The sequence below is a fragment of the Streptomyces griseoflavus genome, from assembly GCF_014649995.1.
In the GTDB taxonomy this organism is placed as follows: domain Bacteria; phylum Actinomycetota; class Actinomycetes; order Streptomycetales; family Streptomycetaceae; genus Streptomyces; species Streptomyces griseoflavus.
In genome coordinates, this window is record NZ_BMUC01000015.1 from 35,583 (window position 1) to 56,723 (window position 21,141).

The 21,141-nt window shown below is 70.5% G+C and carries 17 protein-coding genes and 1 pseudogene; 4 read left to right on the forward strand and 14 right to left on the reverse strand.

Annotation, left to right across the window (positions count from 1 at the left end):
- Positions 1–1,310: TlrC/CarA/OleB/SrmB family ABC-F type ribosomal protection protein (locus IE172_RS26745; RefSeq protein ID WP_229886446.1), on the reverse strand; the 1,310-nt coding region annotated here is incomplete at its 3' end.
- Positions 1,311–2,226: 916 nt separating this feature from the next.
- Here IE172_RS26745 and IE172_RS35515 point away from each other — a divergent pair.
- Positions 2,227–3,134, forward strand: a pseudogene (locus tag IE172_RS35515) (IS5 family transposase).
- On the opposite strand, the gene IE172_RS26755 reads toward IE172_RS35515, so the two are convergent.
- A complete protein-coding gene (locus tag IE172_RS26755; protein ID WP_190099877.1) occupies positions 3,043–4,152 on the reverse strand; it encodes an ABC transporter substrate-binding protein in 1,110 nt (369 codons plus the stop codon). The pseudogene IE172_RS35515 and the gene IE172_RS26755 overlap by 92 nt on opposite strands.
- A 238-nt stretch (positions 4,153–4,390) precedes the next feature.
- Positions 4,391–5,023: a TetR/AcrR family transcriptional regulator gene (locus IE172_RS26760; RefSeq protein WP_190099878.1), complete on the reverse strand. Its 633-nt coding sequence runs from the start codon at positions 5,021–5,023 to the stop codon at positions 4,391–4,393.
- A gap of 127 nt (positions 5,024–5,150) precedes the next feature.
- Between IE172_RS26760 and IE172_RS26765 the strand changes: the two genes are divergently transcribed.
- Both IE172_RS26765 and IE172_RS26770 read left to right on the forward strand, forming a co-directional pair.
- Entirely contained in the window at positions 5,151–5,819 is a 669-nt protein-coding gene (locus tag IE172_RS26765; protein WP_190099879.1) for a hemerythrin domain-containing protein, read from the forward strand.
- Positions 5,816–6,796, forward strand: a complete 981-nt coding sequence (locus IE172_RS26770) for a hypothetical protein (protein ID WP_190099880.1) — start codon at positions 5,816–5,818, stop codon at positions 6,794–6,796. The genes IE172_RS26765 and IE172_RS26770 overlap by 4 nt, the downstream gene beginning before the upstream one ends.
- A gap of 422 nt (positions 6,797–7,218) precedes the next feature.
- Here IE172_RS26770 and uppS read toward each other — a convergent pair whose 3' ends face one another.
- From uppS to IE172_RS26795, 5 genes are all read right to left on the reverse strand, one after another.
- A complete protein-coding gene (uppS, locus tag IE172_RS26775) occupies positions 7,219–7,818 on the reverse strand; it encodes a polyprenyl diphosphate synthase (protein WP_190099992.1) in 600 nt (199 codons plus the stop codon).
- 12 nt (positions 7,819–7,830) lie between these two features.
- Complete coding sequence (locus tag IE172_RS26780; RefSeq protein ID WP_190099881.1) at positions 7,831–8,733, reverse strand: F510_1955 family glycosylhydrolase; 903 nt, start codon at positions 8,731–8,733, stop codon at positions 7,831–7,833.
- Positions 8,734–8,833: 100 nt separating this feature from the next.
- Complete coding sequence (locus tag IE172_RS26785; RefSeq protein ID WP_190099882.1) at positions 8,834–9,466, reverse strand: DUF305 domain-containing protein; 633 nt, start codon at positions 9,464–9,466, stop codon at positions 8,834–8,836.
- A gap of 123 nt (positions 9,467–9,589) precedes the next feature.
- Positions 9,590–9,991 (reverse strand): DUF6153 family protein, encoded by a 402-nt coding sequence (locus IE172_RS26790; protein WP_190099883.1) that lies wholly within the window; start codon positions 9,989–9,991, stop codon positions 9,590–9,592.
- 120 nt (positions 9,992–10,111) lie between these two features.
- On the reverse strand, positions 10,112–10,720 hold the full coding sequence (locus IE172_RS26795) for a TetR/AcrR family transcriptional regulator (protein ID WP_190099884.1): 609 nt from the start codon (positions 10,718–10,720) through the stop codon (positions 10,112–10,114).
- 106 nt (positions 10,721–10,826) lie between these two features.
- Here IE172_RS26795 and IE172_RS26800 point away from each other — a divergent pair, with 106 nt between their 5' ends.
- Positions 10,827–12,227, forward strand: a complete 1,401-nt coding sequence (locus IE172_RS26800; protein ID WP_190099885.1) for an MFS transporter — start codon at positions 10,827–10,829, stop codon at positions 12,225–12,227.
- 463 nt (positions 12,228–12,690) lie between these two features.
- Here IE172_RS26800 and IE172_RS26805 read toward each other — a convergent pair whose 3' ends face one another.
- The 6 genes from IE172_RS26805 to IE172_RS26830 form a co-directional block, all read right to left on the reverse strand.
- Positions 12,691–13,911 carry an FAD-dependent monooxygenase gene (locus tag IE172_RS26805; protein WP_190099886.1) on the reverse strand — a complete coding sequence of 407 codons (1,221 nt, stop codon included), beginning with the start codon at positions 13,909–13,911 and terminating at the stop codon, positions 12,691–12,693.
- On the reverse strand, positions 13,908–15,305 hold the full coding sequence (locus IE172_RS26810; protein ID WP_190099887.1) for an MFS transporter: 1,398 nt from the start codon (positions 15,303–15,305) through the stop codon (positions 13,908–13,910). Before IE172_RS26810 ends, IE172_RS26805 begins: the two co-directional genes overlap by 4 nt.
- Positions 15,306–15,577: 272 nt before the next feature.
- On the reverse strand, positions 15,578–18,094 hold the full coding sequence (locus IE172_RS26815; RefSeq protein ID WP_190099888.1) for an FtsX-like permease family protein: 2,517 nt from the start codon (positions 18,092–18,094) through the stop codon (positions 15,578–15,580).
- Positions 18,091–18,912, reverse strand: a complete 822-nt coding sequence (locus IE172_RS26820; protein WP_190099889.1) for an ABC transporter ATP-binding protein — start codon at positions 18,910–18,912, stop codon at positions 18,091–18,093. Before IE172_RS26820 ends, IE172_RS26815 begins: the two co-directional genes overlap by 4 nt.
- 128 nt (positions 18,913–19,040) lie before the next feature.
- The gene (locus IE172_RS26825; RefSeq protein WP_190099890.1) at positions 19,041–19,715 is read right to left on the reverse strand and encodes a response regulator; all 675 of its coding nucleotides are present in this window, start codon (positions 19,713–19,715) and stop codon (positions 19,041–19,043) included.
- Positions 19,712–20,929: a sensor histidine kinase gene (locus IE172_RS26830; protein WP_190099891.1), complete on the reverse strand. Its 1,218-nt coding sequence runs from the start codon at positions 20,927–20,929 to the stop codon at positions 19,712–19,714. Before IE172_RS26830 ends, IE172_RS26825 begins: the two co-directional genes overlap by 4 nt.
- Positions 20,930–21,141 lie beyond the last annotated feature (212 nt).

Sequence of the window (21,141 nt, forward strand, 5' to 3'; positions counted from 1 at the left end):
GCCTGGAGGACAGTCATCTCCTTCCGCCACGGGGTCTGTTCCTGCCTCAGGTGTCCCACCCGGCCCGACACCAGCACCGATCCGCTGTCGGGTGCCAGCTCTCCGGAGAGCACCCGCAGCAGCGTCGTCTTGCCCGCCCCGTTGGGGCCGGTGATCAGCAGCCGTTCGCCGGGCCCGAGGCGCAGGGAGTCGACGCTGAGCCGGTCGCCGACCCGGATGCCGGTGAGTTCGGCCACCGTCTCCTGAGGCTGTGCGGCCTCGGTGGTGATCTCCGCGGTGAAGGTGAGCGGCTCGGGCGGCGGCGCGACCGGGTTCTCGGTCAGCCGAGCGACCCGTTCCTTGGCGTTGCGGATCCGCACCATCGCCCCGTGACCCCTCCCGCGCATGCGGAACTGTCCGGCTCCGAAGACGGCGAAGGGCAGCTTGCGCGGGATGGCGTCCAGGCGCGCCACGTTGGACGCGATCAGGTCGCGGCTGCGGTCCAGTTCGGCGCGCCACTGCTCGTACTCCAGCAGCCTGCGCTGCCGTTCCGCCGCCTTGGCGGCCAGGTAACCCTCGTAGCCGTCGCCGTACCGCATCACCTCGCCGGAGTCGATCTCCAGGATCGTGGTGGTGAGCCGGTCGAGGAAGAGCCGATCGTGGGTGACCGCCACCACCGTGCCGCGGTGCTTGCGCAGGTGTTCCTCCAGCCAGCCCACGGCCCGGTCGTCCAGGTCGTTGGTCGGCTCGTCCAGCAGCAGCAGTTCGGGTTCCGAGGCCAGCGTCGCGGCCAGGGCGAGGCGTGAACGCTCGCCGCCGGACAGGGTGCCCAACCGACGGCCGCGTTCCAGCCCGGGCAGCCCGAGCCCGTGCAGCGCGATCTCCACCCGGGAGTCGGCCTCGTAGCCGCCGCGGGCCTGGTACCGGTCCACCAGCCCGGCGTAACTCTCCAGGAGATCGACGAGTTCGGGGTCCTGGCCCGTCTGGTAGGGCCGTTCGGCCAGTTCCGTCTCGGTCCGGCGCATGCCCTCCTCCAGCTCCCGCAGGTCGGCCAGGGCCATGTCGACGGCGTCCTGGACCGTGGCGTCCAGCGGCAGCTCCAGTGTCTGGGCCAGATAGCCGACGCCCCCGGGCGCGACCACCGTCAGCGCACCGTTGTCCGGCTGTTCCAGGCCGGCGATGAGCTTGATCAGTGTGGACTTACCGGATCCGTTGTCCCCGATGACACCGACCTTCTCGCCCGGTTTGATGGTGAAGCCGATCCGGTCGAGTACGACGTGGTCCTGGTAACGCTTGGTGAGGTCATGCAGAGCGAGTTGCGCTGTCGACACGCGGAAGTCCTCCTGATCAGCACTGGGTTGAGTGATGTCGCCGCGCACACAACAGTCCGTCAGGAAAACGCAGACAGTCGGTGACCCAGACCGTTGGGAGCGGTTCCGTCCGGCGGAAACAGCGCATGGCGAAAGAATCGCAGCGCGTCCGTCTCTCAGGCGTGCACGGCCGGACGCGGTGACGGAGCCAGGCTCGACGTCCCACGCCCTCGCGGACCACACGTACCGATCACAGGGAACCCATGCCGCCACCGTAGACGACACGAAGCTGCACCGGCAACCGATCCGGCCGGACTGGGCGGGAGGACCGGCCTGTCCTGCGGCCCTCCCGCCCAGGCCACGGCTGGGGGTAGGACCGCAGAACGGACGCCGGCTGCGGCCCCACCCTCGCCTTCGACAAGGTGCCCTGCACGGTGTGCTCGCCGGACAGCACCTCACGCTCCATGTAGGCCCGGCAGAGCAGGAGGCCGCACTGGCTGCAAGGCACCATGGCCTCGATCTCGACCTGGGGCGAGGCAGCAGGACGTCGATGAAGTCCCGCAGCGCCTCGATAGCCTCGCCGGTGCGCGCTGACCGCGATCGAGCCCGGTTCCGCAGCCAGCAGCCAGGACAGCACGTCCGGGTCGGCGGCGTCCGCCTTGGTGACGAACCACGACCTCCCTGATCCCGCCCGCGCCGACCTCCGCCAGGACCTCCCGGACGGAGGCGAGTGGCGCCTCCCGTCCGGGAGGCGAAAAGACGTGCACCACGTCGGCATCAGGTGCGCGTCCGCCACCTCGTCGAGGGTCGAGCGGAACGCCTCGACGAGGTGATGCGGAAGGTGCCGTGTGGAAACCGACCGTGTCGGCGATGGTGTAGGGGCGGCCGCTGGGGCGTGTTCCGAATGTGGATCTCGATCATGCGATGATCTTGGTTCGTGGCGCGTGGAGATCTGACGGACGAGCAATGGGCGGTGCTGGAGCCGCTGTTGCCGAAGGGGAAGAAGCCGGGGCGCCCACTTGTGTGGTCGCGCCGGCGGCTGATCGACGGCATACGCTTCCGGGTACGCACCGGCATCCCCTGGCGGGACATGCCTGAGGAATACGGGCCATGGATGCGCTCGTACGACCTGTTCCGCCGCTGGCAGCGGGACGGCACCTGGCAGAGGATCTTCACCGCGCTGCAGGCCCGCGCGGATGACGACGATCTGATCCCTTGGGACATCAACGTGGACTCCACCGTGGCCCGGGCGCACCAGCACGCCGCAGGTGCGCGGTAAAGGGGGATCTCCAAAAGGAGCCGCCCGGCGGCGTCGCCGTGGAGCCGGACGATCACGGGCTCGGCCGCTCGCGTGGCGGGCCGACCACGAAGCCGCACCTGGCGGTCGAGCAGCGGCAGAAGCCGGTGTCGATGGTGAATACCGCGGGGCATCAGGGCGACTCGCCGCAGTTCGAGGCGGTGCTGGAAGGCATCCGGGTGCCCCGGCTCGGGCTGGGACGGCCGCGTACCCGGCCTCGCCGGGTACGCGCGGACAAGGCGTACGCCTCTGCCAAGAACCGCGCCTACCTGCGCCGACGTGGGATCCGCTGCACCATCCCGGACAAGGCTGACCAGGCGGCCCACCGCAAGAGGCCCGGCTCGCGCGGGGGTCGGCCGCCCAGGTTCGACAAGGCCGACTACGAGGAGAGGCACGCGGTGGAGTGCGGCATCAACCGCCTCACAAGACACCGCGCCGTTGGACTTCCATACTCGCTCAGCCGGCGTGGAGGATCCGAAAGCGGTCGGGTTCCGCGGGGTCCCGATCAACGACTTGGACGGGTGTCCAAGCCCATTGCCACACGCTGATGCCCGGCATGCGGGAGAACTGGATCGGCCTGCGGGTGCCCTCGACCGCCACGCGCGGCCATGACTCGGCGATGGCCGCCCGGTCCGTACCGTGGGAACGCAGCACCGCAGCGAGGACTGCGACGGTGTCCCAGCCCTCGAAGGCGACGAAGGAGGGCGCTTCGCCAAGCCGCTCGCGGAGCTCCTTCCCGACGCGTTCACCGAGCGGACCGAGGGGCTCGGGCAGGTAGCGCAGGAACGGGATCCCGGCGCCGTCCTCACCCAGCGCCGCGGCCCATTCGGCGAACTCCGGTTGTCCGGCCGGAGCGCCGATAAGGATCTCCGCGAGCCGCCGGTCGCCCCGGACGGCCCGGACGATCGGCACCGCCGGCTCCGGATGGCCGACCAGCAGTAGGAGCGCCGTCGCGTCATGGTCGACGAGCGCGTCGCACAGAGCTTCGGGGGTGAGCGTCGCGTCGAGTTCAAGGACGGTGCCGCCGCGGGGAGCGAGGTGGTCCCGCAGGACGCGGGTCCCGGACGCCCAGTAGACACTCGGCTGGGTCGCCACGGCGATCCGACGCCGGCCCGCGCGGAGGAGGAAGTCCGCGTAGATCCGCCAGCCGTAGGACTGGGCTGGGGCCACACGCGCAACCCACTCCGTCGGTTCCTCGGTGAGCGTGTCGAGCACCGCGGACGAGCAGAGAAACGGCACGCCGAGGGCGTCGGCTCGAGCGGCGGCGGCGCGGGCGACCACGCTGTGATACTCACCCACCACGGCGGCCACGCCCAGGTGGGCCAGTTCCTCCACGGCCGCCGCAGCCCGCTCCGGATCGGCCGCGGTGTCCCGGACCACCAACTCCAGTGGTCTGTCGTCGATCCCGCCGGCGTCGTTGACCTCGCGGACGGCCAGGTCGAGTCCTGCGAGCAGGTGTCGGCCCGCCTCGACCCAGCCGGGCCGCGTCAGCGGGACGAGAGCACCCAGGCGGATGGACGACCCGTCCGTGTGCTCCGCTCCGGACGGCGATGGTGGCGTGTTCATCGGGTGGCGTCTCCCCTGGGACGATGCGGTCGCGGTCCGCCCGGATCGCGCGCCGGCCGCTGACGGTGCGCGATCATCACGTCCCGCCGAGGCAGGCGCGCCCGGGTGATCATGCCGGTCATTGGAACCAACACCCGCGCCCATGGGCAACCGAGATTTGGCTCGCTGAGCCGCCGAGCTTCATCGTCATCGGCACCAGCGAGGGCCTGCACCCAGAAGGTCACTTCCGAAACACGCTCTAGGCCGGGACGGGGTCTTCGAGCATGTTCAGGGCCTGGCGGCAGAGCAGGCGCTCCGCGGCGTCGTAGCTCCAGCCGCAGTCGACGACAAGTGATCGCCATGCCGACAGCCCGAAGCACAGCCACAGACGGTCCGCCGCACCGTTCACGTCAAGATGCGGAGCCACTGCGCCGATGGAGACCAGGTGCTCCGCGGCTTCGCGAAGCGCCTGGCGGTACTGCGTGACGACGTAGTCCCACACCTCCCGCGCTTTGGCGTCGCTCGCCATGGAGGAGTAGATCAGGTCGATGGACGAAGCGAAGCGTTCGGTGTTGTTGCGGATGCCGTGCGCCAGGCATGCGACCGCCGAGGCAAGGTCCTCGCTCCGGAACACCTCCTCAAGGAGCCCGGTGGTCCGCGAGTCCGCCACGTCCGTGGCCAGGAGGGCATGCAGGAGCTCCGTCTTGGTCCCCACGCTCGCGTACAGCGTCTTGGTTGCGACGCCGGCCGCGCGAGCGATGTGCCCCATCGTCACCTGTGCATAGCCCCGCGCGATGAAGAGCTCGCGCGCGGCCGCCAGGATGTCCTGCCGGGTCTGAGCCGCGCCCCGCTCACGCCGTGGCGATCGATAACTCCGGGTCGGTGCGGACATGCCCCCACCTTACCCCGGGGTAAGGGTACGCGCATTCATTGCAGATGCTGTAACTTCAAAATGGGAATCTCCTTCCGGACGGAAGGCCCTGCACCATGCACCCCTCAACCCGAAGGTTTCGCAGCATATGGACATGAATGCCGGGCGTGACTCACAAGCCGTCGTGGAAACGCGGCTCACCCATGAGACACACAGACTGGCCACCGGGCTGCTCGTGGGCGCCGCCGGCCGCCCCTCCGTGCCTCGCCAAGCGCTGGCGCAGTTACGGGACTTCCTCGTGGTGAACCTGCGTCACCACCACAAGACCGAAGACGAATGGCTGTGGCCGCTCATCCTGACCGCGGCGCCCGATGCGAAGCGCGCACTCGACGACCTGAGCGAAGAACACGAACGCCTGGACATCTCGCTCGACCGCCTCGCCGACATCGGCCTCACCGGCGCGGGAGACCATGACGGCGAAAATCTGGACGAAGACGACCGGCAGACGCTGCGCGAGGCGGCCGTCGCGGTGCGCGACAGCGTGCGCGACCACCTGGTCCACGAGGAACCGGTTCTGTTCCCCGCCCTGCGGGCGCACATCACGCCCGCGCAGTGGGCGGAGTTCGCCCAACGAGTCATCGCCAGCACGCCCCCGGTGGCCGGGCATCTGATGATCGGCCTCCTCGACGAGGTGGGCACACCCGCCGAGGTGGAATCGATATTCGTGAACATGCCGCCACCGGTGAAGTCGCTGCTGCCCGCCCTGCGCAACCAGGCCGCCGCCGACCTGCGAGTGCTGCGAGGCATCGACTCGTGACGGACACACACCTCCCCTGGCCGGACACGGCATACGAGGCGTTCACGGGCGACCTGACCGTCGCGGTCGCCTACCTCACCCCCGCCGGAGGCGCGGTGGTCACCAGCGTCTCACCGGTAGGGCTGGCGAACCGGGCAGCCAACCAGGTCAGCTTCACCACCTCGCTGGGCTTCCCCAAGAAACTGGAACGCATCCTGAACAACCCCCGCGTCGCCCTCGCCTATCACACGCGCATGCACGGATTCGCCGCCCACAGCCACTACGTCCTCGCCCAAGGCACGGCATCGGTGGACCTTCAGCCCTCGGCACAGCGGCTGGCAGAGCTGATGGACGCCACAGAGCCGTTCCTCGGGAAAACCAAGCACGGAAGAGTGTGGGACTGGCTGCTGCGCGAATACCACAAAGAGCGCGTCTTCGTCGACGTCGGCCTGGAACGCATCAGCACCTGGCCCCACCTCTCGGCGCACGGACCGGCAACCGTGACCGGCCTCTCCTGGCCACAGCATCCCGCCGAACAGCGACCCCCGAAGAACGGCATAACACCCCGGATACCTGTCTCCCAGCTCGCCCGGCGGATCGCCGCCCTCCCGCACCGTCTGCTGGCGTACGAGGGGGCCGACGGCAGTCCCGTCATCCTCCCGGTGACGGTCACCGGACACGACGAGACCGGGCTGCGCCTCAGCGCACCGCCCGAACTCCTGCCACCAGGCGGACGCCGAGCGGGATTCCTCGCCCACGCATTCCGACCGCAGTGCGTCGGTGTGAGCATGCGCACCGCCACCGGCTGGCTGACCGTCGACAACGGAGAGACGTTGTACGCCCCCCACACCTCGGTCGGCATGACAGCGCCGCCCAGCAGGACGGTCATGACCGTGGCCAACGGCCTGCTGGCCAAACAGGGACTGCGCCGCGCACGACGCAACGGCACCACCGCGCACCTGCACAACCTCGCAGCCGGCGTCCGCCCCGGCGCGTAGCCCGCATTCCGGAGCGCCCCAAGATTATGTGCGACGCCCATCCTCTGCCTGGAATGCGTCTGTGAACGTTTTTCCACCTTGCCTCTCCAGGGTGAGGACGGCTGCGCCGGTCATCGTCTTCCGATTCGGGCCGCAGCGGCTGCGGCGGGACAGCTGCATGCGGGCGGCCGCGGCCAGGAGCGGGGAGGCGCTCATGGCCCGAACGGGCGAGGGTCTGCGCCTGAGACGTGGTGGGGGTGATGGCTGGTACCGAGGCACCCAGGGCCGCGACAGCCACGGGCGCGGTGAGGGCAGAGCGCTCGAAAAGCGGGTGCAGTTCATGGCGGCAGAGCTCCTGTGCCAGAGGGAAAGGGCGGGCGTCGGCCTGGGAAGACCTCAGCTCGGTCGAAGAACGCCGGCGCGCCGGTGCAGGACACGAAAGCTCATCCGGCAGATCCGTGTTCATCCGGCGCGCCCGGTGACGACTGCGAGGCTCCGAAGCGGCGGTCGCGGCGGGTGCAGGTGTCGATGGCCTGCCACAGGTGGGTGCGGTCGACATCGGGCCACCGGGTGTCGAGGAAGACGAGTTCGACACAGGTCGACTGCCAGGGCAGGAAGTTGGACGTGCGCATCTCGCCGCCGGTGCGGATGAGCAGGTCCACCTCCGGCAGACCGGGCTGGTGCAGGTGGGCGGCCACATGACCGGCCGTGATGGCGTCGGGGTTCATCGTCCCCGCGGCCGCCTGGCGGTCCAGTGCGCGGGCGGCGTGGGTGAGTTCGGTGCGCCCGCCGTAGTTGAGACACATGTTCAGGGTCAGGGCGGTGCGGTTGCGGGTGGCGTGCTCGGTGCGGAGCACTGACTGCGGCATCTCCGATGGCATCCCGTCAGGGATGCCCGACCATCGCAGCCGGACATCGCGCTGCCAGACCTCCTCGGGCTCCATGTCGAGGCCGTCCTGGAAGATGTGCAGCAGCGCTTCGACCTCGATGGCCGGACGCGTCCAGTTCTCCGTGGAGAAGGCGTACAGGCTCAGGCAGGGCAGGCCGGTGTAGGGCTAGTGGTGTTCCTGGCCGGTCGTCGGGCGGTGAAGGGCGCTCCAGGTGCGTCCGCCGTCAGCGGACTCATAGACGGCGTCGGTGTTGTCGGCGGCCAGTAGCCGCCGGGCGCTCACCGCGGTCAGCACCGTGGCCTCACCGCCCCCGGGAAGGCGGCCCACCTCGGTCCACCGCCGGTCACCTTCGGCGGTGAGAGTGCGGCCGTCGGCCGTGAGCGCAACGAGCCGTCCGGGGTGCGGCTCCTCCACCGCGACCACGGCGGGCGCGGACGGGACGGGACGGAAGGTGCGGCCGCCGTCGGTGCTGCGTTGAAGGCCCGTGCCGTTGGCAACCCACACAGTCTCCGTGCTGTTGGGGTGGACGGCCAGGTCGAACGCCTCGACCTTTGCGCGCTTGTCCCAGCTGCGGCCGCCGTCGGTGCCGGCCCACACCCTGCCGCTTTGGCTGTCGAACCCGTAAAGCACCTTGCCTGCCTGGACAAGAGAGTGGAAGTCGGCCTCGCCCTCGGCGGAGAGCGTCTGCCAGGTCCGGCCCGCGTCCGTGCTGCGGATCAGCCCCAGGTGCGGTGAGCGGGCCTCGGGGCCGGCCGGGGCGGGATGGCCGCCGGCCAGGAAGGTGGAGGGGCCGGTGACGGTGAAGCCCATGGTGTCCTGATAGCGGTCGGCCACCCGAAGGGCTTCGCCTCCGTCCAGGCGGAAGACGCCGTGGTGGCCGGCGGCGTAGACCGCGCCGTCGGCCGGGTCGACGCCCAGGCCGTGCAGGTGACCAGTCCCCGGGTCGGGGACTGCGCTGTCCTGGCCGGCCCCGGCCGTGGTGTCGGTAGCGGAGCAGGCGGCCAGCAGCAGACCGGCCGCGGCGAGCAGGATCAGGGCGCGCGGGCGGCGCCGCGGTAGGCGAGTCATGGTGTGAAATCCAGGCAGGAGGAGGTGAAAGATGGCGGAGGGCAAGGCCGGGCGTGGGGCGGGAACCAGCGGTGCCCGCCCCACACTCGTGCGGTGGGTATCAGCCGTTGCCGAGCAGCTTGTTCATCTGCTCGATCTCCGCACTCTGCGAGGCGATGATCTCGTCGGCCATGTTCTTGGCGGGGGCGTAGGCACCGTCGGCCCGCTCGGTCTCGGCCATCTCGACCGCCCCCTCGTGATGCTTGATCATCATCTCCATGAAGGCGGTGTCGAACGCCTTGCCCGAGGCCTTCTCGAGCTCGGTCAACTCCTGCTCCGTCATCATGCCGTCCATGCCGCCGTGCATGGAGTGGTTCATGGCGCCGTCGGCGGGCACCTCCTCGCCCCAGGAGGTCAGCCAGCCGGACAGGGTCTTGATCTCCGGGTCCTGGGCCTTCTTGATGTCAGCGGCGAGGTTCTTCACTTCCGGCGATTGGGCCCGCCCGGGAGCGAGGTCGGCCATCTCCACGGCCTGGCGGTGGTGGGGGATCATTTCCTTGGCGAAGGCCACATCGGCCGCGTTGTGCTGTCCCTGCGAGGCCGGTGCCGAGGCGGACGAGGATGCGTTGTGGCCGCCGTGTCCGGCCGAGTCGGTGTCGCCGCCGCTGCCGCCGCAGGCGGCCAGGACGAGCGCTGCCGCTCCTGCGGCAGCGACGGCGGCGGTACGGCGGACGAGGAAACGCTTACGGTCCATGGTGGTGCAACTCCTTCTCACGCGCCGGTCACGGCGCGCGATGTCACGGATCTCTGAGAGCGCGCGAGAGCACGGCACCCGCCACCGGTCATCACGGGGCGCAAGGGTGCCGAGCGGGCCGCTTTATATCCGCAGAAGTTGCAGCTCGAAGAGGTCGGGCGGGGCGCGTCCGTCATGGGGCCGTCCGGTGGCCGCCGTGACGGGGGAAGGGAGGGCGGGCGCGTGAAGCACGGTCCCGGTCAGCGCCGGCGGCGTGTACGCCGAAGCGGTGCCGGCGGCCGAGCACGTTCCGTCGGCGTGATCGAGATGGCCCAATCCGCCATCCGTGTGTGCACATCCCCCATCCGCGTGCGGCACACCGTCCGCCGCGGCCATCACCATCTCGTGGCCGGCCGCCGCCTGCGCCGCCGGCACCCCGCCCGGGGCCAGGCCGTGCATGCCCAGCACGCCGGCCAACACCGCCAGCACCAGCAACACGAACAGCCGCCCGGCCGGGCGGCTGCTTGAACAGGTGCTTGCGGTCACGAACTCATAGTAGGGGAGCCCTGCGTCTGACCTTTGCACCCGTCAGTTGCCGCACCACCTCGCTCTCCCCCGACGTGCGTGCCGCCGCTACGCCTCCCGGTGGCCGCCGTCCGACGCACGTCACGCGCCCGCGTCGGGTTCTGGTACCGGCTTTCCCGGCGGGGTGAAGGCCGCCAGCACGGTGGCGGTGATGTGGTCGGCGGCATGCTCGGAGGTGAGGCGGCCCGCGCGGATTTCGTCGGCGGCGCTGTGCATGATCGAGTGCAGGACGTTGACCAGCCACGCGATCGGCAGGTCGGTGCGGAAGGCTCCCTCGGCGCGGCCGCGGGCGATCAGCGTCTCGACCCGGGCGGCCGGACCGCTGTGCAGCTCGCGGATGCGCCCGGGGGGCAGTTCCCTCTGGGCGGCGACCAGCAGCGCACGCGCCTGGTCCACCAGATGCCAGCCGGCCTCGACGTAGCGCGCCAGCGCGAGCAGTGGGTCCCCGGTCAGGTCGACCGCGTCCAGCGCTTGGTTGCCCCGGTCGATGGCGCGGCTCATCGCCGCATCGACGAGCTCCGCCCGGGAGGCGAAGTGCGCGTACAGCGTCACCCGGCCCACTCCCGCGGAGCGCGCGATCTCACTGAGGCTCGCCTCCGGGTTCTCCCCCAGGCACTCGGCGGCTGCTGTGACGATCGCGTCGATGCTCCGCAGGGCGTCGGCGCGTTTGACGGTGCTTCTGCTGCCCATGCCTCACACCCTACCTGAATAAGTCGAACAGCACTGTTTGGCTTATGGAGCACTCCGGTCTAACCTGAACAGCCCTGTACGGATTAGATCTGGAGAGGTACGCGTCATGACCGACACGGAAACCGCGGGCACACACGCCGCACAAACGCCTCACCCACGCCGCTGGCCCATCCTTGGCCTGCTGGGGCTGGCCCAGCTGATGCTGATCCTCGACATCACCGTGGTCGCCATCGCCCTGCCCCACATGGGCGCCGAGCTCGACCTCGACCGCGCCGCGCTGACCTGGGTGGTCAGCGGCTACGCCCTCGCCTTCGGCAGCCTGATGCTGCTCGGCGGCCGGACGGCGGATCTCTTCGGCGCCAAGCGGATCGTCCTGGCCGGACTGGTCCTGTTCACCGCCGCGTCCCTGGCCGCCGGACTGGCCAACGGCGCTCCCCTGCTGCTGACCGCCCGCATCTCCCAGGGAGCGGGCGCCGCACTGCTCTCGCCGGCTGCCCTGTCCGTGGTGGTGCGGCTGTTCGACGGCGAAGAACGCAACAAGGCACTGGGTATCTGGTCGGCGCTCGGCGGCGGGGGCGCCGCCCTGGGCGTGTTGCTGGGCGGGCTGATCACGGCCGGACCGGGCTGGGCCTGGGTCTTCTTCGTCAACGTCCCCATCGGCCTGATCGTCCTCGTCGCCCTCGCCCGGATGCTGCCCGACCTGCCACGGGCGGCCACCGGCTCCCTGGACGTGCCGGGCGCGGCCCTGGTCGCCGCGGCAACCGCCGCCCTCATCTATGCGCTGATCCGCGCCGGGGACCACGGCTGGCTGAACACGCTCTCGCTCGTCCTGTTCGCCGCTGCGGCAGCCGCCTACGCCGCGTTCGCCGCCTGGCAGCGCCGGACCCCCGCACCGCTGATGGACCTGCGCCTGCTCGGCCGGCGCCCGGTGGTGGCGGGCATCTTCGTCATCGCGGTGGCCACCGCCTTGATGGTGGGCGTGTTCTTCCTCGGCTCCTTCTACCTCCAGAATCACCAAGATCACGGTGCCCTGATGACCGGGGTACTGTTTCTGCCGGTGGCGCTGGTGACCATGGCTGCCGCCACGGGAGCCGGCCGCGTGCTCGGCCGTCACGGGGCACGGGTGCTGGCCGTGGTGGCCCTGGCCGTGACCGCCGCCGGATTCCTCGTCCCCGTGCTCTGGTCCGGCACCACCGCCATGGTCACCGGCGTGTCCATCGCCGCGTCCGGTCTGGGCGCCCTGTTCGTGGTCGCCTCGGCCACCGCGCTCGGCCACGTAGCCCCGCACGAAGCCGGCGTGACCTCCGGAATCGTCAGCACCTTCCACGAGTTCGGCGCCTCGGTCGGCGCCGCAGCCGTCTCCAGCGCCGCGGCCGCCGGTATCGCCGCCCACACCGGCACCGCCACGGCGGCGGCCGGTTTCGACGACGCATTCCTCGTCGCCACGGGCATCGCCGCGGTCGCCGCCGTCATCGCCCTGTGGCTGATCCCGTCGAGAAGCGAATAGACGCTGCGATCACCGACCGAGCAACCGAAAACTCGTCGCTGTATCGCATCCGTTGAGGCGCCTGGTTCGGCATGGCCCGGCATCGTGACGGGGTCACCGGACCGTCGTCCGCGATACGGGCTGGCACCCGGGGGCAAACCCAGCACACCGCCCGCGTGAGCGCAAGGCGGAGTCGGCGTTCCAGCGGGGTCTGCCGCCTCAGCGCGATGGTTGTCCTGCCGTACAGCCGGCGCAGCGGCCCGGCCGACGGCACCTGCCGGGAGGACTGGAGGCACGGCTGCCCGGGGGGCGTTCCGGTATGCGCGCGCCGTTCACACATGCCTTCGGGGCGGGTGCGGGAGATGCACAGCAGACCACGGACCAGGCCGGTGTGGTTTCGATCGCGTACGCGAGGGCGCCGCACTCCTCGATCGCCCAGCGGGAGTCGGCAGCCGGGCCCCTCTCCCCCGTCAGCAAGATCGGGTCACGTCATGGGCGTGAAGTCGGGCAGGGTGAGGGCCGAATGGGCAGGTCGTCCCTCCCCGGAGGGGACGGCGTCGAGTGTGCGCAGCCTGTCGTTGCGTTCCGCCAGGGCTTGAGGCGTGGTCGGGAAGAGGGTGGCACTGCCCTTGCCGACCAGAGCCTGGTTCGTGGTCACGAAGTCACGGGTGGAGTGTTCGTAGGCAGCGAAACTCGCGGCATGGTCCTGGTTGTTGGCCAGGGAAGCGGCCAGCATGTACGCGCCGACGAGGGCGAGGCTGGTGCCCTGTCCGGTGAGGAACGACGGCGCCCATGCGGCATCGCCCACCAGCGCGACCCTGCCGTTGGACCAGCGGGGCATGCGAATCTGGCTGATCGCGTCGAAGAACACGTCGTCCGCGTCACGCAGGACAGCCAGCATGCCGGGGACCTCCCATCCGGCGTCGGCGAAGGCCGTGGCGACCAGGTCACGCTGGGCCTGCGGATCCGGGAACGCGTCGAACGGCAGTTGCGGATGGGCGAAGTTCAGGAAGGCGTGCACTTCGTCGTCGCCGACGGCGTAGAGGGCCGCGGCCCTGCCCGGAGAGTTCCACATCACGGTCTCGTGGGAGAGTCCCAAGGTGTCGCGCATGGTGAACACGGCGAAGCAGTAGCCGAGGTAGTGGTGGAACCGCTCTTCGGGGCCGAACACGCTTTCCCGGGTACGCGAGTGCATGCCGTCCGCGCCGAAGACGAGGTCGAAGGTGCGCCTGTCGCCCCCGCGGAAGGTGACGTCCACTCCGTGGCCGGACTGGTCGAGGGTGTCGATGGAATCGTTGAACACGAACTCCAGGTCGTCACGGACCGTCGTGTGGAGAGCGTCGGTGAGGTCTCCGCGCCGTACTTCCAGGTCCCGCCCCTCCGCACCGCCAGTGACGCTGTGCGGGTGCAGCGAGGCAACCTCCCTGCCGTCCCCTTCGAGGAAGGTGAGCCGGCGCAGGTCGATGTGCGCCTCCCGCAGCCGTGGCAAAATGCCCATCCTGCGGACGACTTCCAGCGCGGTGCCGCGCACGTCGACGGGGTAGCCACCGCTGCGCGGCGCGTCCGCCTTCTCCACCATCGTGACCGCGTACCCGTAGCGGTTCAGCCAGAACGCGAGGACGAGACCAGCGATGCCGGCCCCTGATATAAGGACCTTGGGCCTCGGCGTGGTGCGAGCACCGGTCAGCGGGTCGGTGAGGGTCATTCCTTGACTCCTTTGCTCATGGTGCGGACGACAAGCAGGGACAGCACGGCAACGACGCCGGCGATGAGAAAGCCGGTGCTGAAGGCCGATTCGGTCGGGACATCGGACCCGGGGAGGGTTCGCGAGGTGAGGAGTGTGCCGCCGAGCATCCCGCCGACGGCGGAGCCCAGCACACGCGTCACCAGGACCAGACTGGTGGCGATGCCGGTGTCGCCTTCATCGACGGAAGAGGCGATGCTGGTCACCATGGCCGTGACGCACAAGCCGTTGGCGAGCGCGATCAGCGCCTTGCCGGCGGCGACGTGCCAGACCTCGGAGTGTGCGGCCGCCAGGGCGAGCAGGGCGGCGGCCATGAGGACGGCCGCGGTGGCGACCACGGCGCGCGAGCCGAAGCGCCGCTCCCAGATTCCGCCGAGCGGCCCGGCCAGCGTCGCGGCGACGGCGCCGGGCAGGAGGACGAAGCCGATCTCGGTGGCGCCAAGGCCGAAGCCGTATCCGTCGCCCGGCACGTCGAGCAACTGCGGGACGAGATAGACCCCCATCGCGGTGCCGAGGCAGATCACGAACGTCACCACACACGACTTCCAGATCACCGGCCGTGCCAGCATGCGCAGATCGACCATCGGCGCGACCGAGCGACGTTCAACGGCTGTCCATCCGGCCACGAAGGCGGCCAGCACCGCGATGAGGGCGACGAACACGAGTGGCTGCGAGCCTGCCTCGGGCGCCAGCGCGCACACGAGCAGGAGGGTGACGAGGATCCCGCTCAGGAGGAGCAGGCCGGGCCAGTCGAGCCGGGCGTCGTCCGGCCGGCTCGGCGGATCGGACGGCATCAGCTTGTTCACCAGCAGGGTGAATCCGATGACCGCGAAGGTCGGCGCCGCGAACATCCAGTGCCGGGAGAAAGTTTCCGCCACGGGCCCGGCCGTCAGCAGGCCCGCCATTGAGCCGCCCACGAACATTCCGCTGACCAGTCCGATGGCGGCCTTCGACGCTCCGGAGGGGAGGTGGGTGCGCACCACGATGAATGACAGGGGCAGTGCGCCCACCATCGCCCCCTGAAGAATCTGGCCGAGCAGCAGCACCGGCAGGTTGGGCGCCAGGGCGGACACCAGGCCGCCGGCCGACACCACGGCCATCAGCCGGATCAGGACGCGCTTTCCGCCGTAGCGGTCGCCGAGTTTGCCCGCGAAGGGTGTGATGAGCGTGCCGGTGATGGCGAGCACGATGGTGAGGAGTGCCCCTTCGGACGGACTCATGTCCAGCTCGCCTTGCAGGAGCGGGAGCGTCGGTGCCACGACCGACTCCAGGGCGCCGGTGGAGACCGCCAGCATCCCTAGGGCCGCGACGGCCGCCTTCCCCATGCGGGCCGGAGGGGCGAGGGTTGTGGTCATGAGGGTCCTTGTCTGTTGGTGCCGGGCGAGTAGGGGTCCGACCGTCCAGCTCCCAGCCGGCAGTCCGCCGTGAGCCCGGTCAGGGTGGAGTGACCACCACGGTGGTGACGTCCCTGACTGCCTGGTGGGGGGGCCGTCGCCGCCTGCACCCCTATGGCCAGGGCGAGTGGCGACGCCATCAGGGCGGGGGCGTCAGGGGTGGCCGCCCCGACGGCGGCGAGTCCGAGCAGCGTGGCGGCCAGGACGAGAGCGGCACCGCCCCTGTGCGGGCCCTACGGGCTGTGCCGCAGCGCTGCCCGCGCCGGCAGCGTCACCGCGAGCAGGGCCAGACCTACACCGACGGCCGCGAAGAAGCCGTAGAGCAGCGGGGGTGCGTAGGGCGCCTCGCCGGTCATGCCTCGCATCATCGGGATCAGTGTGACCGCGGCGATCGCGGACCCGATGACCACACCCGCCGTGGAGACCAGAAGGCTCTCCCAACCGAGCATCGTCAGGACCTGGCGCCGGGTCGAGCCGACCAGGCGCAGGGCGCCCAGTTCGCGACGGCGGTCCAGGACCGTCATCACCAGGGTGTTGACGGCGGCGATGGCGGCGAATCCGCCGAGGACCGCGGCCATGGTGTTGTTCATCCAGGCGCCCAGCTTCGCGTCCAGGTTCTTCTCGGTCGCGTAGCCGGAGGCGTCGGTGACCCTGCCCCATGCGGTGAGTGACTTCTTCGATCCGCCGCGTACCAGCAGCGTGGTGTCGAAGCCCGAGGTGACGTGGCCGGCGAGGGACTTCCGGTCCATGGTCACCGTGGCCAGGCCGAGGCCACGGCCGTAGACCGCGACAACCTCGGGCCGGGTCTCGGTGCCGTCCGGGAGGTAGAGCGGCAGCCGGTCGCCGACGCCGACGTCCGCCGAGTTCGCCAGGGTCTTGTCGATGGCGATACGACTCTCACCGAGGCCACTGAGGTTGCCTTCGCGTACGTCCAGGTCCTGCACCTTCGCGAGTTCGGTGCCCGAGCCGCTGACGCCCTGCGTCACCGCGCCCTGGAGGGATTGGAACTCGCCGGAGCCGATCGGCACCAGCACCTGGGTGTTCAGCAGGCCGACGGCCGCCTCCACGCCCGGCGCTCGGGCGGCCCGCGCCGCCGCGTCCACGGGAAGCCCGGCCGGGTCCGTGACCACGTGATCTGCGGTGATACCCGCGCGCAACTGCTTGTCGGCGGCCCGGGTCTCGCTCGTGTGCATGAAGACGAGGGTCGAGGCGAAGGCCATGGCGAGCACGATCGGGGTGATTGCGGAGGCGAGACGGCGGGCGTTGGTACGGGAGTTGGCGGCCGCGAGCTGGGCGGTCGGGCCGGCGCCGCGCAGCGGGAGGCCGATGAGCCCCGCACACAGCCGCGCCACCAGCGGACCGAGCAGCGCGACGGCGAGCATGAAGAGCATGACGACGCCCAGAGCGGCCCCGGCCGCGTCGTCCCCCGAGGAGCCGGCGGAGATACCGGTGAGAACTCCCCCGCCGACGAGGGCGCCGATGCCCAGCATCGTACGGATCAGGCCGGGCCGCAGCCGCTCCACCGACGCCTCGGTGAGCGCCTGTACCGGCTTGATCCTGGCGGGCCGCCGACCGGCCGCCCATCCGGCGCCGAGCGCCGTGAGCAGTCCGATGCCGACGGCGGCGAGGAGAGGCAGCGCGGACACGTGCGGGTCCACGGCCTGCGGGATGGCGCCGCGGTCCTGCAACTGCCCGAACCACCAGTGCGCGAGCCCGATACCGGGCAGGCAGCCGAGGGCACCGGCGAGCGGAGCGATGAGCAGTGACTCCGAGGCGACCGCCCGCCGGACCTGCCGCGGGGTCGCGCCGACGGCACGCAGCAGCGCGAACTCGCGGGCCCGCTGAGACACGGACAGGGCCACGGTCCCTGCCGCGGTGAAGACCGCGACGATGGCGGCGATGCCACCGAAGGAACCGCCGATTCCGAACAGTGTCTGCTGGGCGTAGGCCAGGCCGGGGTCCTCGACAGCGCCGCGGTCGTCGCCGACGTGCACCTGGGCGCCGGAACCGGCGAGAGCCTTCTTCACCGAGGCGGCGAGCGCGTCGGCATCGGTGCCGTCCTGCGCCAGCACGGCGATGGCGTCGGCCTTGCCGGGGTGTCCGGCCAGCACGGGCGCTTGGGAGTCCGCGAACCAGGCCAGAGGTCCGGCGCCGCGAGCGGTGTCCGCCGTTCCGGCCCGGGCGACGCCGGCGATGCGGAAGACCTGCCGACCTGTGGCGGTCTGCAGTACGACGGTGTCGCCGACCGCGGCCTTCGCGGCGCGGGCCGTACCCGCGTCGAGTACGACCTCGCCTCCGCGGGGCGCGGAGCCCGCGGTCAGCGCCGTACCGGTGAATGTGTGGGATCCCCATCCGTGCGCGGTGAGCAATTCTTCAGGAAGGCGCAGTTCGCCTTCGTGCGCCACGCGCACCGGGAAGGTGAAGTCCGGGACGGCGGTGGCCGCGCCCGGCGCCTTCGCTGCCTCGGCCGCCAGCCCCGCGTCGAGCCGGGCGGTGTCCGGCAGCGGGGTGGCCTCCCTCTCCTGGTCCTCGCCGCTGCCCGTGACGACGTACTTGTACTGGTCCGCCGCCGCCACGACCGGCGCCTTCGCATACCGCTCCGCCGGCACCGACGCGCGCAGGCTGGTCTCCAACAGAATTCCGCAGGCTGCGACGATCAGTGCGGACATCAGGAGTGCGAGAAAGGTTCCCGCGAAGGACGCGGGCTTGAAGCGGACGGCCTCACGGGCGAGTCCGTTGGGGCGCCTCATGCCGCGGCACCTGCCATCGCGCCCGTGCGGGAGGTGAGAACCGCCATCCGTGCCGCGATCTGTTCCGCCGAACCCCGTTCGAGGTGGTCGGCGAAGGCGCCGTCGGCGAGGAACAGCGCGCGGTCCGCCCAGGCTGCCGCGACCGGATCATGAGTGACCATGACGACGGTGGCGCCGAGGGTGTCCACCGCGTTCCGCAGCAGGCCGAGGACGTCGGTGGCGGTGCCGGTGTCGAGGGCGCCGGTCGGCTCGTCGGCGAAGATCACGTCCGGGCTGGTGACCAGGGCGCGGGCGACCGCCACGCGCTGCTGCTGGCCTCCGGAGAGCTCGCCGGGCCGGCGCCGGGCCTTGTCGGCGAGCCCGACCTGCGCGAGGACCTCGGCCGCCCGGCGGCGGTCCTGGCGCCGTCCGGCCAGGCGCATGGGCAGCAGGACGTTCTGCTCCACGGTCAGCGAGGGCAGCAGGTTGAACGCCTGGAAGACGAAGCCGAGGCGGTCGCGGCGCAGTTCGGTGAGCTCGTTCTCGCTCATTCCGGTGATCTCCGTACCGCCCAGGGCCACCAGCCCCGACGTGGGCCTGTCGAGTCCGGCGGCACACTGCAGGAAGGTGGATTTGCCGGACCCGGACGGGCCCATGACCGCGGTGAACGTTCCCCGGGCGAGGGCCAGGTCGACACCCGCGAGGGCGTGTACCGTTCCCGCGCCACGGCCGTACTGACGCTGAACACCGCGCAGTTCGACGGCGAGACCGGATGTGGTGGTGGCCGGTGTTTCCGGTCGGTCTTCCGCCTTCTGCCGCCTGGCGCTGCGTAGCCTCATGTTCCGCCCTTTCGCGATCTCTCGTACCGACGGACCAGAGAGTGCGTGGACGGCTGCGCGCCGGGCGTCATACCCGGGAGGTGAACCGGATGTGCTACCCCGGTAGGGGGTGGGGCAGACCCGCCGGCCTACTCACCCGGGGTGACCAGGCCGGATTCGTAGGCGAAGACGACCGCCTGGGCGCGGTCGCGCAGATCGAGTTTGGTGAGGACGCGGCTGACGTGTGTCTTCACCGTCTGTTCCGCCAGGACCAGTGTCTGCGCGATCTCGTTGTTGGACTGGCCGCGGGCGACGAGAGTGAGGACCTCCGTCTCGCGTTCCGTCAGCGCCTTCAGCCTCAACGCGGGCTTGCCCCGTGCGGCGGGGCGCTGGCGGGCGAAGTCGGCGATGAGGCGGCGCGTGACGGAGGGGGCGAGCAGTGCCTCGCCCGAGGCCACGACACGGACGGCGGCGATCAGGTCGGCCGGCGGGGCGTCCTTCAACAGGAAGCCGCTCGCGCCCGCCCGCAACGCCTCGTAGACGTAATCGTCGACATCGAAGGTGGTGAGCATCAGCACGCGTGGCCGGTGGGTCACGCCCGACGGGGACGCAAGCAGGCGGCGGGCGGCTTCGAGGCCGTCCATCTCGGGCATGCGGACGTCCATCAGCACAACGTCGGGACGGGTGCGCCGGCTCAGCTCGACACCCTGCACTCCGTCGGGGGCCTCGCCCACCACGTCGATGTCGCTCTGCGCGGCCAGCAGCGCGGCGAAGCCGGCTCGCACCATGGCCTGGTCGTCGACGATGATGACGCGCGTCGTCACGTGACATTCCTTTCATTCAGAGGGAGTTGGGCGGCAACCCGGAACCCGCCACCCGGCAGCGGCCCCACGTCAAGGGTGCCGCCGATGATCCGAACCCGCTCACGCATCCCGACCAGACCATGCCCGGTGCCGCCCTCCTCCAGCGGCCCGGCAAGCGCCTGGGGCGGCGGCCCGTTGACGACAAGCACGGTGAGCCGGCCCCCATCCTGCGACACCGACACCTGGGTAGGGGCACCGGGTGCGTGCCGTACGACATTCGCGAGTGCCTCCTGGACGATGCGGTACGCGGACAGCCCCACCGCCTCGGGCACCTCGGCGTCGCAGTCAGTGAACGTCACCGGCGTGCCCGCTCTCGCCGTCGCCTGCACGAGCTGCCCGATCCGGGTCAGGTCCGGCTGGGGCGCGAGTTCGCCGTGCGTCTCCTCGTTCCGCAGCACACCGAGGAGGCGGCGCATCTCACTCAGCGACTCACGCGCCGTCGCCGCGATCGACGTCAGTTCGTCCTGCGCATCCGGCGGCAGCCGCTCCAGACGATACGCCGCCGTGTCCGCCTGCACCGTGATCACGGACATGTGGTGCGCCACCACATCATGCAACTCACGTGCGATGCGGGCGCGTTCCTCCAGCAGCGTCCTACGCTCACGTTCCGCCTCACTGATCGTTTCCTGCTCGGCCAGCCTGCGCTGCACCTCGTAACGCTCCCGGAGCGCACCACCCAGCAGAAGCGTGACGCCACTGAGAATGGTGAGCAGAACACTCACCGCCTCCGTGCCGTGCGGCGCGGCGAACCCCAGCCCGACGTTCACGCCCGCCGTCGCCAACCACACCAGCAACAGCGTCCGGCGCGACTCACGCAGGCCGAGAGCGAGGCAGAGGCCGACGTAGCCGACGATCTCCATGGGCGGGAACGGCCACAAAAGCCGCTCTTCGAAGTCCACACCGAGCAGAACCAGCGCACCCGCCACATCCGCCGCGAAGATCACGAACCAGGCTCGCAGCGGCCGCACGACAGCAAGCAACAGCGGCGCCGCCTGCGCAACGGCCAGCGCACTCGCCACGGCACCGTTCATTCCGTAGTCGGCGGTGAGAACCACGATGGTCGTGGGCAGCAAGGCGACACACAGTACGAACGCCACACCCCACGGCAACAGCCGCACCCACCGACGCGACGCCTCCGCGAGCAGCGCACGTGGGCGTTGTTCCGCTGAGTTCATGAGCCCCACTTCCTATGTGCGACGAGAGGGCGTCAGGAGACGAGCAGTCACCGGACGGATCCAACGCAACCGTAGTCACCTCTCACCAGTTGCGTCGGTGCTCAGATGCCGGCGTGGAGCGGTTCGCCCACTTCCTGCATGGTGCACAGGGCCTGGCGGTGGAGCTGTAGGGGGTGCTGAGGTCACGGCAGACTGCCTGGCTGCTGATCGCC